At 71.0% G+C, this 13137-nt stretch carries 12 protein-coding genes; 5 read left to right on the top strand and 7 right to left on the bottom strand.

Translation table 11 applies throughout. The features are described from left to right. Positions 1 to 51 precede the first annotated feature (51 nt). Positions 52 to 963, bottom strand: a complete 912-nt coding sequence (locus tag AXZ95_RS05925) for a serine hydrolase (RefSeq protein WP_018190098.1) — start codon at positions 961 to 963, stop codon at positions 52 to 54. Further along, positions 960 to 1829, bottom strand: coding sequence for a LysR family transcriptional regulator (locus tag AXZ95_RS05920; protein ID WP_018190097.1), 870 nt, complete (start codon positions 1827 to 1829; stop codon positions 960 to 962). The genes AXZ95_RS05925 and AXZ95_RS05920 overlap by 4 nt, the downstream gene beginning before the upstream one ends. A 156-nt stretch (positions 1830 to 1985) precedes the next feature. Here AXZ95_RS05920 and bla point away from each other — a divergent pair, with 156 nt between their 5' ends. Further along, the gene (gene bla / locus AXZ95_RS05915) at positions 1986 to 2924 is read left to right on the top strand and encodes a class A beta-lactamase (RefSeq protein ID WP_018190096.1); all 939 of its coding nucleotides are present in this window, start codon (positions 1986 to 1988) and stop codon (positions 2922 to 2924) included. A 76-nt stretch (positions 2925 to 3000) separates the two neighbouring features. Here the strand turns inward: bla and raiA are convergent, their stop codons facing one another. The 5 genes from raiA to mtrA all read right to left on the bottom strand — a co-directional run bounded on the left by raiA (position 3001) and on the right by mtrA (position 8688). Further along, positions 3001 to 3702, bottom strand: coding sequence for a ribosome-associated translation inhibitor RaiA (gene raiA, locus AXZ95_RS05910; RefSeq protein ID WP_018190095.1), 702 nt, complete (start codon positions 3700 to 3702; stop codon positions 3001 to 3003). Between the two features lie 91 nt (positions 3703 to 3793). Further along, positions 3794 to 4549, bottom strand: a complete 756-nt coding sequence (locus tag AXZ95_RS05905; RefSeq protein WP_081626593.1) for a phosphoribosyltransferase family protein — start codon at positions 4547 to 4549, stop codon at positions 3794 to 3796. 99 nt (positions 4550 to 4648) lie between these two features. Continuing rightward, entirely contained in the window at positions 4649 to 6358 is a 1710-nt protein-coding gene (locus AXZ95_RS05900) for an LpqB family beta-propeller domain-containing protein (RefSeq protein ID WP_231374366.1), read from the bottom strand. Next, complete coding sequence (gene mtrB / locus AXZ95_RS05895) at positions 6355 to 7989, bottom strand: MtrAB system histidine kinase MtrB (protein ID WP_018190092.1); 1635 nt, start codon at positions 7987 to 7989, stop codon at positions 6355 to 6357. The genes AXZ95_RS05900 and mtrB overlap by 4 nt, the downstream gene beginning before the upstream one ends. 15 nt (positions 7990 to 8004) lie before the next feature. Beyond that, positions 8005 to 8688, bottom strand: coding sequence for an MtrAB system response regulator MtrA (gene mtrA, locus AXZ95_RS05890; RefSeq protein WP_018190091.1), 684 nt, complete (start codon positions 8686 to 8688; stop codon positions 8005 to 8007). 180 nt (positions 8689 to 8868) lie between these two features. Here mtrA and AXZ95_RS05885 point away from each other — a divergent pair, with 180 nt between their 5' ends. Genes AXZ95_RS05885 through AXZ95_RS05870 form a run of 4 tightly spaced genes read left to right on the top strand, consistent with a single transcriptional unit; the run spans position 8869 to position 13131 of the window. Further along, a complete protein-coding gene (locus tag AXZ95_RS05885; RefSeq protein ID WP_018190090.1) occupies positions 8869 to 10194 on the top strand; it encodes a hypothetical protein in 1326 nt (441 codons plus the stop codon). Beyond that, positions 10179 to 10838 (top strand): DUF4129 domain-containing protein, encoded by a 660-nt coding sequence (locus tag AXZ95_RS05880; RefSeq protein ID WP_018190089.1) that lies wholly within the window; start codon positions 10179 to 10181, stop codon positions 10836 to 10838. The genes AXZ95_RS05885 and AXZ95_RS05880 overlap by 16 nt, the downstream gene beginning before the upstream one ends. Next, positions 10835 to 12127 (top strand): DUF4350 domain-containing protein, encoded by a 1293-nt coding sequence (locus AXZ95_RS05875; protein ID WP_231371077.1) that lies wholly within the window; start codon positions 10835 to 10837, stop codon positions 12125 to 12127. Before AXZ95_RS05880 ends, AXZ95_RS05875 begins: the two co-directional genes overlap by 4 nt. Next, complete coding sequence (locus AXZ95_RS05870) at positions 12124 to 13131, top strand: MoxR family ATPase (RefSeq protein ID WP_018190087.1); 1008 nt, start codon at positions 12124 to 12126, stop codon at positions 13129 to 13131. Before AXZ95_RS05875 ends, AXZ95_RS05870 begins: the two co-directional genes overlap by 4 nt. Positions 13132 to 13137 lie beyond the last annotated feature (6 nt).

Here is a 13137-nt window from a genome sequence, read left to right as displayed (position 1 = left end):
AACCGTGCGCGTCGGCTGCAATCTCGACGTCGTCTATGCCGAAGGGATGAGTCAGCTCCAGGCGCGTCGACGGAGCTCGTCATGCAGCTCGCGGGCGACGCGCCCCAGGAGCGCTTCGGCGGCGGGCTGCTGCACGGCGGCGACGCTCGACTCGGTCAGCGCCACCACGGCGAACGCCGAGCCGTCCGCGTGCTCCACGACGCCTGCTTCGTGGCGCAGGGTGAGCAGCGTGCCCGTCTTGGACCACCAGGTCGACGCGTCCGACACGAACTCGGGTGCGAGGCGCGAGCGGTGGACGTTCGCGGCCATGAGCTCGCGCATCCGCGACGCGACGGCCTCCGGCACGCGGGGACGCCAGAGGTCCTCCAGCCAGTCGGCCAGATCGCGTGCGCTCGCACGCGTGGCGTCGGCGGCGCCGAGACGGGCGACGGTGTTCCCCCCGCCGGGCGTGCGGCCAGCGATGGCGAGCCGGTGCGCGAGGTGCGCATCCGTCGGCGGGAGCTGCTCCGCCAGCGTCCGCGAGAGCTCCCCCGCATCGTGCCGGATGATCAGCCCAGGACGGCCGAGCTCGGCGAGGAGTTCAGCGACTCGTTCCGGCGGGGTGAGGGCGAAGAGGGCGTCGGAGGCGGACCCGTCACTCAGGGCGACGCTGAGGTAGACGAGGTCTTCGAGGGCGACGGTGGCGGGATGCCGGAACCGGGAGATCCCGGTCGGACCCGGTGTGGACACGCGGCCGGGCGGCACGGTGACCGGCTGGTCGGGCGCGAGCTCCCCGCGCCGCATGCGCTCCAGGGTCGCGATGCCGAGGGGGATCTTGACCAGCGACGCGATCGGACGCGGTGTATCGGCGTCGATCGCGAGTTCGTCTCCGGTGGCCAGGTCGCGCACCAGGAACCCGCCGCTCAACCCGCCCGCCTGCAGCTGCGAGACCAGCCGATCGATGAGCTGCTGCTCGTCGATCACGGGCGGTCCTCCCCGAGGGCGCGTGCCAGCGCACGCTCGGCACGTGAACCGAGGCGGCCGATGAGGTCTGGCTCGTCCGAGGCCAAGCCGTAGCCGCGTTCCAGGTCGAGCTCGGCGAGCGGGCTCCAGGACAGCCCGAGTTCCGCCGCGCGGGCCTCGGTGCTCAGCAGCAGGTCGCCGGCGAGGACATCGGCGATCGTGCTGGGGAGCGACCCGGCCCTCCCGAGCTGGTGCGGCAGGAGCGCGTGAGCGTCCCGGAGCGCGGTGAGGGGGTCCCGGATGGCCGGGATGTCGTCCTCGGCCCCGTAGAGCAGGCGCGTCGGGGCGGCGGTGTCCGACCGCCGAGGACGGATCGAGCCGAAGAAGAAGGGGCGGGGCTCCGCGTGCGCCGAGGCGACCCCGAGTCGGACGCGCCACCGCGCCTCCTCCCGGGGCCCGGACAGGACGGCCGCCTGGACGGCCCCCGATCCGAAGGCGTCGGCCCGCGCGTCGGGATCTCCGGACATCGTCTCCACCGCAACGCCGCTCCCCCGGCTCGCCGCGATGAAGGCGCCGACCGCGGTGGACGCGCAGTCCTCGGGGACTGCGATCCGGAGAACGGATGCGCGCGAGCGGCGCGCCTGAGCCTCGAGTTCGCCGGCCGCCGCCGTGACCTGCCGTGCGGCGCCCAGCACACCCCGTCCGAACGGGGTCAGCTGCGGACGGCGGGTCGAGCGGTCGAAGAGCGCTTCACCGAGGTGTGCCTCGAGCGCGGCGATGCGTCTGCTCGCGACCGACTGCTGCATCCCCGCGGCGGCGGCTCCGACCGTGAAGCTGCCGCGGTCGCTGACGCTCACGAACGCGCGGCAGGCGGCGACGATATCCATGGGGCCGGATACTAGCGAGCGGGGCTTCGTGGGAGCAGACAGAGGTCGGCGGCGACTCATGCCAGATCGTCATCGAACTGCGCGCGGGCGTCTGAGCGCCGTCGGCCGGGCTGCGATTGCCTGGGAGCAGCACCTCCCGTGAAAGGACTCTTTGTCATGATCCGTCGCCCGATCCGCTCACTCTCCGCGCTCGTCATCGCCGTCGTCGCGCTCACCGGTTGCTCCACCACCGGTGTCGCGTCGCCGTCGACGTCGCCCCACCCGGCGTCGCCTCACTCGACGTCGACGCGCGCCGCCGATCCACGCTCCGAGGCGGCGGCGCGCGCGCTGGCCGAACTGGAGTCGCAGTACGGGGCGACCCTCGGCGTGTATGCCGTGGACACCGGCACGGGCCGGTCTGTGGGCTACCGCCAGGACGACCGCTTCGCGTACGCGTCGACCTCGAAGGTACTGCTCGCCGGCGCAGTGCTCGCGCGGTCGTCGGACGAGCAGCTGGATGCCGTGGTGCCGTACACCAGCGACGATCTGGTCTCCTACTCTCCTATCACCGAGACCATGGCGGGCGCCGGGATGCCGCTGCGCGACGTCATCGCGGCGGCGCTGCAGAAGAGCGACAACACCGCGGCGAACCTGCTCTTCCGTCAACTGGGCGGGCCGGCCGAACTCGAGAAGTCACTCCGCGCGCTGGGCGACGAGACGACGGAGGTCGAGCGCACGGAGCCCGCCCTCAACGAAGCCGCTCCGGGCGACCCGCGCGACACGAGCACCCCCCGCGCCCTCGCCGCCGATCTGCGCGCGTACGCCCTCGGCGAGGAGCTCCCCGCAAACAGGCGGAAGCTCCTCGTGGACGACATGACCGGGAACGCCACGGGCGACCCGCTCATCCGGGCAGGGGCGCCGACCGGATGGACCGTGTCCGACAAGTCGGGCGCCGCGTCCTACGGAACGCGAAACGACATCGCCGTGTTGACGGCACCGGGCCATGCGCCGGTCGTGATGGTCGTACTCTCCCGCAAAGCGGACAAGGACGCCGCCTACGACAACGCGCTGGTCGCGGACACCGCGAAGGTCCTGTCGACGGTGCTGGGGCTGTGACGCCGCAGCCGTGACGGAGTCGATGGCGGCCGCCGCCCGGGCGGCCGCCATCGACGCTCCCGCGGATTCGCCGCGGTCAGCCGAGCTTGCGTGCCGCGGTCGCGACCTCCTGCAGCTCTTCGGCCGCCTCGTCGAGAGAGATCACGCCGTAGTCCCAGCCCTTGCGTCGGTAGACGACGCTCGGGCGCATGGTCTCTTGCTCGACGAACAGGTAGAAGTCGTGACCGACGAGCTCCATGTAATACAGAGCGTCGTCCACGGTCATCGGTACGGAGGCGAAGACCTTCTTACGGATGACGACAGGGGAGTACTCCTCCTCAGCCTCCGATTTCTCCTCCGTCTCATCGGACACGGCGGGCAGTGCGCCGGTTCTCACCTGGTCCAGCACCGCGACGGGAGCCGCCGCGAGGCCGACCGCGCTGAAGCCGTCGGTGCTCGCCTCACGCAACGAGGTCGGTCTGTGCTGACCGCGATGGACCTTCCGTCGGTCCTTCGCCCTGCGCACCCGTTCGAGGAGCTTGCCGAGCGCGATGTCGAAGGCCGCGTACTTGTCCTGTCCGGTCGCCTCCGACCGCACGACCGCCTTCGGGCCGACGAGGGTCAGCTCGACCCGGTCGTCGCCGTTCTGGCTGCCCAGCTTCTCGTTGTGCCTGCTGACCTTGATCTCGAACGAGATCGCCCGTTCGGCCAGGTGCGCCACTTTCTCAGACTTCTCGGTGGCGTACTCCCGGAAGCGATCAGTGATACCCAGGTTGCGTCCGATGATGTTGATGTCCATGGAGACCTCCCTGTTCCGGCGTGACGACCGCCCGGATCACGAAGGGCGGATCGACCACACCTTTTCGACTACCGTAGTGCCGCCGACCTCATTAAGAAACCGGAAAACATACGGCATCCCCCCTGGGTCTTCTGGGTGCTCCCTGAAGACGTCCTCCGGCTCGGAGCGGCGTCCGCGCGATCGCTGCCGCACCCGCTACGCGGCCACCAGCCGCCTGGATGGCTCTGGCCGCCTCGGCGATGGTCGCCCCGGAGGTGACGATGTCGTCCACGATCAGGCAGGTGCGGCCCGCCAACCTCTTCGAAGCCACGAAACTGCCCCGCCGGTTGCCGGATCGCTGCGCTGCATTCAGCCCGGCCTGGTCGGCCGTCTGACGCGACAGCCGGAGCGCTCGCCAGAGCGGCGGGACCAGGATGTGCGCACGGGCGAGCACCGAACGGCTCGGGTGGTAGCCCCTCCGGCGCCACGCGGATCGGGTGGAGGGAATGAGCACCGGCAGCAGCGCCGCACCGGCGGCGGCAGCGCCTGCTGCATCACCGGCTCCACGGGCGGCCTGCCGTTGCGCCTCGGCCACCGCGGACCGCAGGGCGCGCGCCAGCGCTCGCACCACATCCACTCGCCCTCCGTCTTTGTAGGCGAGGAGCACGCGTCGGGCGACGCCCTCGTAGCTGAGCGCCGACCAGACCGGGATGTCGCCGACGGCGTCGAGCCGAGTGACCGGACTCAACTCGGCTTCGCACTCGTCGCAGAGCGAGCGATCGGGGCGGCGGCAACCGGCGCATCGCACGGGGAGGACGATCGCGGCGGCGTCGAGCAGGGATTCACGGACCAGGGTGTGAGCTGTCATGGTTCGAGCATCCCGGTGATGCCGTGTCGGCCGACCTCCGACCACCCGATCTGTGGAGAACCCCCGCGTCGCCGAGGCTGTGAGCACGTGATGGTCGGCCTACGGCTGACCGAGCTGCACCGCCACGGCGCCCACCTTGTCCGTCTGCGCCTGCCAGCCCGTGCCGGTCGGCGCCAGAAGCGTGCCGTCCGCGCTGAGGACGACGTAGGGAGCCAGGCCCGACGCTCCGACGATCGTCCGCCCGCCGGCCGGGCCCGAGGTCGTCGTCTGCTCGCCGCCGACCGTCTGCTGCGCGATGCTGGTCGCTTCACCGTTCGTCGAGGTGAGCACCGCGATGGTGAGATCGGAGGTCCAGGCAGCTGATCGCGGCTCCGACGTCGGCACCGCGAGCTCGACCGGTTCGGTGAGAGAAGTGGGCGACATGTTGCCCCCTCGCACGATCCCCGCGGCCATGAGCGAATAGCCGGTCTGGGTCCTGAGGAGCGCTGCGATCCGCGTGCCGTCCCGAGAGACCGCGAGCGATAGGATGGCGGTCGCGTTCGGCCAGACGGCCGTCACGGCATGCGGCTCTGCGCCGGTCGCCGTGGCGACCTGGATGGCGTTCGGCGTCGCGGCGGGCACCGACCAGACCCAGCCGTCGGCGTCGAGCGACGGTCCGATGAGGCCGGGCCGCGCATCCACCCGCACTGGATCGCCGTTCTTGCGCACCGAGTACACACCGGCCTGCGACAGCACAGCAGCCTGATCGTGCGAGGCACTGAGGGTGATCGCCGAGGGGTGCAGCGCCGCGACCTTGTCGCTGAGGCCGCTCAACGCGCTCACGGTGTCGCCGTTGAGCGGGCCGAACACGTCTCCGCGGTCCACGAACGGATGCGAGTCGACGGACGGATTTCGGATGGGCAGAGCGGCGGCGCTGAGCGACGGGACCTGCTGGACATTGCCCTCGATCGACAGCTGGACGCTCTGAGCCAGGCTGCCGAGGGACTGCTCGAGCTGGAACTGCATCCGCTGCAGCTGGGTGGGATCGGCCTGGGCCGCCTCCGAGCTGAGGTCGACCCTTGCCACTCCGCCCGCGGTCGTCACCGAGGGCACGGTGAGTTGGGTCCCCTTCGGGAACGCGGTCGTCACCGCCCCCGTCAGCCACGGCGCAGGGCCGGCGAGCAGGGAGCTCGCGACGCGTGTCGCGGCCGATGCCACACGCGCCGGGAACCAGCGCGCGTCCGGGACGAGGTAGGCGTAGCCGGGACTGAAGAAGTACAGGGTCTGCTGCGTGTAGACGGCCCGGAACGTGGGATCGTCGATCACCACACCGTTCGGAGCGACGGAGATGCGCCACTCCCCGTTCTCCTTGACCAGCTGGTAGTTCAGGCCGACGGGGGCCGTGCTCCCCACGGGGTGGAACGCACCGACGGCGTCGATGTTCGCGACGGGGGTCACATCCACGCGCCACAGCGTGCCCTGATCGTCGTAGCTGCGGTTGCGCCCGTCGTCGACGGTGACCGACTCGTCCGGGTTCCAGTTGGCCGCCATGGACCGGGTCAGGTACTCGCGGGCGATGGCGAAGTTGTTCTTCGGGCTCGAGGCGGCATCGATGAAGCCCTGCACGATGCGCTGCTGGGTCGCGCCCTTCTCGGGCGGCGACGGGTTGAAGTCCAGGTCGAGCGGGTCGTTGACCTGCGCCACCGGCGCTCCCTGACGCACCGGGCCGGAGTCCGGGATGCTCGCGCACGCGGCGAGCGCCACCAGCACCAGTGCCGTCGCCGACGCCACCGCGGCACGCACGCCCCATGACCGCCTGCGCCCGCTCATGCGTGGGCCTCGCTCCCGGTCGTGGCCGGGTTCGCCGCCGGCATGGTCGCACCGGCGTCCACCGGGGGAAGCGGCAGGGGCGACGCGGTGATCTCGCGTCCGACGACGCGCGGAAGGGTCAGCCGGAAGCACGAGCCCGCTCCCGGTGCCGACCAGACCTGCAGCCAGCCGGAGTGCAGCGTCGCGTCCTCCAGCGAGATCGCGAGTCCGAGACCGGTGCCGCCGAGGGTCCGCTTGCGCGACGGGTCGGCCCGCCAGAACCGGTCGAACACGTGCCCCGTGTCCTGCGGGCTCATCCCGATGCCGTAATCGCGCACGGTGAGGGCGACCGCGCTCTCGTTGCTGTCGACCGTGATGACGACCGGGCGTCCCTCACCGTGCTCGATCGCGTTGCCGATCAGATTGCGCACGACGCGGCGGATGCGGCGGGGGTCCATCGGCACGTCGAAGTAGCCGCCGGGCGCGTCGAGCGTCAGCTCGGAGCCGTTCTGCTCGGCGAGCGTCCGGAGCTCGTCGACGCAGTCCTCAGCCAGCCGCACCAGGTTTGTCGGCTCGGCGTCGAGCACGACCGACCCGGCGTCGTACCGGCTGATCTCGAGCAGGTCGGAGAGCAGGCGGTCGAACCGCTCGATCTGGGTGTGCAGCAGCTCGGCCGTCCGGGCGGTGGCCGGGGCGAACCCCTCCCGCTGGTCGAAGATGACGTCACCGGCCAGCCGGATGGTCGTCAGCGGGGTGCGCAGTTCGTGCGACACGTCCGAGACGAACCGCTGCTGCAGTTGCGACAGCGTCGCCAGCTGGTTGATCTGGCTCTGGAGGCTGTCGGCCATCCCGTTGAACGACCGCGCGAGGGTCGCGAACACGTCCTCCCCGCGCTCCGGGATGCGGACGGCCAGGTCACCGGCGGCGAGCCGCTCGCTGGTGCGCGCCGCGACGCGGATCGGCTCGACCACGAACCGCACGATGACCCAGGTGATGGCGCCGATGAGCACGATGAGGGCGAGGCCGGCCAGCAGCAGCGTGTTCTGCACGAAGAGCAGCGTGTTCTCCGAGTCGCGCAGGTTGTAGCCGATGTAGAGCTCGTATTTGCCGTACGACGGGAGTGTGAGCTGGGATCCGACCACGATCCCCGGGTCTGTGTCGCCCGCGGCGGGCAGAGCGACCGACTGGTAGTACTGCTTCGATCCGCCGTTCTGCACTTTCTCGCGCAGCTCGGGCGAGATGACCGAGTTCATGGCAGGGCTCCCGCGGTCGGGAGGGGCGAGGATGCCGGTGTCCTGTCCGGGCACGCGGTATGCCGCGACGAGGCGGCTCGAGGTCGAGGCCTGCACGCTCTGCAGGACGGTGTTGAGCAGGTTCTTGCCCGCATCCCCCGACGACACGTCGGAGGCGTTCAGAGTCGACTGCGCGGTGGTGGTCGCGCGGCTGGAATCGCGGAGCGCCTGGTCGAGGCGCGACTGATACAGGTCGTTGCTGATGCTCAGCGACATGTACACGCCGGTGACGAGGATGGCGACGCCGGTGAGCAGCAGCGTGATGGCGACGGTCCGCAATTGCAGCGAACTGCGCCACAGGCGCGCGAGGCGGGTGGGCGCCTGGCGCCACCAGTCCCGAGTCGGCCACCGCGCGCCCATCCGTGGCTCCGGTCGCTAGGCCGCAGCGCCGGCGCGGTAGCCGACACCGCGCACGGTCATGACGATCTTCGGGTTGTCCGGATCCTGCTCCACCTTGGCGCGGAGGCGCTGCACGTGCACGTTCACCAGACGCGTGTCCGCCTTGTAGTGGTAGCCCCAGACCTGCTCCAGCAGCATCTCGCGCGTGAAGACCTGCTGGGGCTTGGAGGCGAGCGCGAGCAGGAGGTCGAACTCCAGCGGCGTGAGCGCGATGCGGGTGTCTCCGCGGCGCACCTCGTGCCCGGCGACATCGACGACCAGATCGCCGACGGTCAACTCATCGGTCGGCGGGGTGGCGGGCGCGGGCCGCAGCCGGGTGCGGATGCGGGCGACCAGCTCCTTCGGGTTGAAGGGCTTCACCATGTAGTCGTCGGCCCCGGACTCGAGCCCCTTCACGACGTCGGCGGTGTCGGACTTCGCGGTGAGCATGATGATCGGGGTGCCCGACTCTGCCCGGATGCGACCGCACACCTCGATGCCGTCGAGGCCGGGGAGCATCAGGTCGAGAAGGACGAGGTCGGGCTTGGACGACCGGAAGGTGTCCACTGCGAGGGATCCGTCTTCGCAGAAGACGGGGTCGAATCCCTCGGTGCGGAGGACGATACCGATCATCTCCGCAAGCGCGGTGTCGTCGTCGACAACCAGGATGCGACTAGTCATGTGCGAAGTTCCCCGAACCCCTCTCGAGCGGCCTCTGGCCGTGAAGTGACATGACCAGCGTAATGGAGCAGTCTGCTACCAGCTTGAATGAAACCATTACGTGCCCTGTGGATGGGACAGCGCGCGCGAGAGCACTGTGCCAGCATGGGAGCAACGCACGGGGGGAACGAAAGGTACGGCGTGAGCGACGAACAGAACTGGCAGGCGCCCGGCTCGAACGGGTCTACGCCGGAGGGCGGGCCGCAGCAACCGCCGCAGTACGGGCAGCAGCAACCGCCGCAGTACGGGCAGCAGCAGCCGCAGTACGGGCAGTACGGTCAGCCGCAGTACGGGCAGTACGGTCAGCAGCCGGGATGGCAGCAGCCGCCGGCGGGCCAGCCCGGATGGCAGCAGGCCTACCCGCAGGGTGGCGCGCAGCCGGCATGGACTCCTCCGCCGAAGCCCGGTCTGATCCCGCTGCGGCCGCTGACTCTCGGTCCGCTCCTCGCTGCTCCCTTCCAGGCACTGCGTCGCAACCCGCGCATCACGGTCGGTTCGGCGCTGCTGCTGCAGGGCATCCCGTCCATCCTGGTCAGCGTCGTGCTCGCCGGCGGCATCGGGCTGCTGGCCGTCCGCGTCTTCTCGGGCGAGGCCCAAGACCAGCCGGCGCTCCGGGCGGGCCTCGTCGGAGGCGCGATCCTGCTCGGCGTGCTCTCCCTCGTCATCTCGACGGTTTTCAGCGCCCTGCTGCAGGGGGTGATCGTCGGCGACGTCGCCCGCGAGTCCCTGGGCGACAAGCTGACGTTCCGAGCGCTATGGCAGCTGGTGCGCGGTCGGATCGGGGCCTTGATCGGCTGGACGCTGCTCTACGCCCTCGCCTGGATCGTCGCGATCGCCCTGGTGGTCGCCGTCGTGGTCGCGCTGGGTGCCCTGGGCGGCTCCGCCGGCGCCATCGGAGCCGTACTCGTCGGCGTCGTCGGCGGCCTCGCCCTGATCCCGCTGGCCTTCTGGATCAACACCAAGCTCGCGATGGTGCCGAGCGTGATCGTGCTCGAACGCCTGCCGCTGACGCAGGCGGTCGCACGGTCGTGGCGCCTCACCACCGGCTACTTCTGGCGGACGCTGGGCATCATCCTGCTCGTGTGGGTGATCGTCTACGCCATCACGCAGACCGTCGCGATCCCCTTCGGCCTGATCGGCGGACTCGCAGGCGGGGTGTTCGCGCCGACGTCGGCGACCTCGGCGGATCCCATGCAGGAGGTCCTCGTCACGCAGCTGAGCGTCAACGTGCTCTCCAGCATCGTGACGTCGATCATCGGAGCGATCGGCAGCGTCATCCAGACGGCGGCCGTCGCCCTCCTCTACATCGACCTCCGTATGCGCAAGGAGGGACTCGACCTGCAGTTGGTGCGCTTCGTCGAGGGGCGGCAGACCGGTCAAGACCTGCCCGATCCCTATCTTCCGCAGGCGCAGCAACCGCAGCAGCACCAGCCTCCGCAGCCGCCCGCCGGGTGGCCGAACGCCTGACCGTGATCCGCTTCGACGTCCCGGTCGACCCCAGCTCGCCGGAAGCGCAGAACTGGCTGCGCGACGAACTGTCGCGCCCGGAATACCAGTCGGCCAAGCCGACGTGGTTCGATCTCGCCTCCAAAGCGGTGCAGGACTGGATCGGGTCGCTGTTCCAGGGCGCGGGCGGTGACGCCGCGCCCGTGCTGCTCCTGGTCGTCGTCGTGGTGATCGCCGGCCTGATCGTGGCCGCATTCTTCCTCTTCGGCCGGCCACGGATCAACCGCCGCTCCGCTCTCGATCGGCGCGCGTTGTTCGGAGCGGACGAGGCGCGCAGCGCCGCCGACCTGCGTGCATCCGCAGAACAGGCGGCACGTCAGGGCGACTGGGTGACCGCTGTCGAGGAGCAGTTCCGTGCGATCGCCGTCTCCCTCGACGAGCGCACACTCGTCCACGTGACGCCGGGAACGACGGCGAACGAGTTCGCCGTGCATGCCGCCCGGATCGCGACCGACGAGGGCGAAGCGCTTCGGCAGGCCGCCCGCGCGTTCGATGAGGTCCGCTACCTCGACCGACCCGGCACCGAGGCGGCGTACCAGAACCTCGTCGCGCTGGATCAGCGGCTCCAGCGCGTGCGCGTCCCCCTGCCGGCGGTGAACGCATGAGCGCACCGACACCCGTCCGAGGCCCGGAGACGGCGCAGCCCGAGACGATGCGCGACCGCCAGGCGACACCACAGGCGGCGACGGCACAGACCCTGACGGTCCGGCAGACCGCACGCCGAGCGCTCCCCTGGATCGTGCTCGCCGTGATCGCCATCGTCATCGCCCTCGGCGGCGCGCTGCTCACCGGCGGACGCGTCGCGCCGGGCACGACGCTCGACGCGACCAACCCCGCGCCCGCCGGAGCGAAGGCCGTCGCGCAGGTCCTGCGCGGGCAGGGGGTGGATGTGCGGAACGTGTCGACACTCGACCGCGCCACGGCGGCCGCGGCGGACGGTGCCACCGTGCTGGTCTACGACCCGCTCGGCAACCTGACCTCGGACGGTTATCGCGCCCTGACCGGCGACGGACGGACGCTGGTCGTCGTCGAACCGGACTTCGAGGCGCTGCAGACCCTCGATCGCGATGTGACGGCGGCGGGCGCACCCCGCGGGCCCGCTCCCGCCGACTGCACGGTGCCGGCCGCAGAGCGCGCCGAGCGCATCGACCCGCGCACCACGTCCACGACGGAGGATGTCGTCGTCCCCGGGACCTTCCGGGTGGCCGACGATGCAGCCGCGTGCTTCTCGGACACCGGCGGTCGCGCCTCGCTCGTGCGCACCTCCTTCAACGCCTCACCCGTCTACCTGCTCGGGTCGGCCGCCGTGCTGACCAACGACGGCGTCGACCGCCTCGGCAACGCGGCGCTCGCCCTCAACCTCCTCGGCGGCCACAGCACTCTGGTCTGGTACCTGCCCTCCCTCGACGACCGCCCGGTCAGCGGACCACCGGACATCGCCGAGCTCACACCCGGGTGGGTGACCCCGGTGATGCTGCTGCTCGTCGTGGTGTTCATCGCGGCGGCCATCTGGCGCGGCCGCCGCTTCGGCCCGCTCGTCGTCGAGAGTCTGCCGGTGGTGGTGCGCGCCGGCGAGACCCGCGAAGGCAGGGCGCGGCTCTACCAGCGGTCGTCCGCCCGGCTCCGTGCGGTGGACGCTCTGCGCGTCGGCACCATCGGCCGACTCTCCGCCCTCGCGGGTCTGCCGAGTACGGCGACCGTGCCGGAAGTCGCCGACGCCGTCGCCGCGCTCACCCGCCGTGACCGGCTGGCCGTCCGCGACCTTCTGGTCGAGCGCATCCCCCAGACCGACCGCGACCTGATCGCGTTGTCCGACGAACTCGCGGAGCTCGAGAGAGCCACCGCATCCGCCGTTACGCCCTCCACGGGCCCGACCGGAAGAATGGATGAATGACAGACGTCACGACGGGGACGGCGTTCCCCTCCTCCCCCGGCGCACCCGCTGACGCGGCACGCCTCCGCTCCGCTCTCTCCGCCGTGCGGACCGAGGTGGGCAAGGCGGTCGTCGGCCAGGACGGCGCGGTCACCGGGCTCATGATCGCTCTCCTGGCGCGCGGCCACGTGCTGCTGGAAGGCGTGCCGGGCGTGGCGAAGACCCTGCTGGTCCGCTCGCTCAGCCACGCGCTCAGCCTCGACACCAAGCGCGTGCAGTTCACCCCCGACCTGATGCCGGGCGACGTCACCGGCTCTCTTGTCTACGACGCCCAGACCGGCGGTTTCGTGTTCCGAGAGGGCCCGGTGTTCACGAACATCCTGCTCGCGGACGAGATCAACCGGACGCCCCCGAAGACCCAGTCGGCCCTCCTCGAGGCCATGGAGGAGCGCCAGGTCAGCGTCGACGGCGTCAGCCGCCGCCTGCCGGACCCGTTCATCGTGGCGGCGACGCAGAACCCGATCGAGTACGAGGGCACGTACTCCCTGCCCGAGGCGCAGCTCGACCGCTTCCTGCTCAAGCTCACGCTCGACGTGCCCGAGCGGGACACCGAGGTGGAGGTGCTCCGCCGCCACGCCGCCGGGTTCAACCCGCGCGATCTGGCTGCCGCCGGGGTGACGCCGGTGCTCAGCGCCGCCGAGCTCCAGGCGGCCCGCGAGTCCGCCGCCCGCGTCGGTGCGAACGCCGACGTGCTGGCCTACATCGTCGACCTCGCGCGCGCGACCCGCCGCAGCCCCTCCGTCCGCCTCGGCGTGAGCCCGCGCGGCACCACTGCTCTGCTCGCCGCGGCCAAGGCCTGGGCGTGGCTCTCGGGCTACGACTCGATCACCCCGGACCACGTGCAGGCGATGCTCGTGCCGGTGTGGCGCCACCGCATCCAGCTCCGCCCCGAGGCCGAGCTCGAAGGGGTGGGCGCCGACGCGATCCTGCGGTCGATCGTGCAGCAGGTCCAGGTTCCGATCTAGGCCCCG

It is taken from the genome of Leifsonia sp. 115AMFTsu3.1, from assembly GCF_004362795.1.
In the GTDB taxonomy this organism is placed as follows: Bacteria; Actinomycetota; Actinomycetes; order Actinomycetales; family Microbacteriaceae; genus Leifsonia.
Note: the sequence above shows the minus strand (reverse complement) of the source record. Positions and strands in the feature narration are given on the sequence as shown.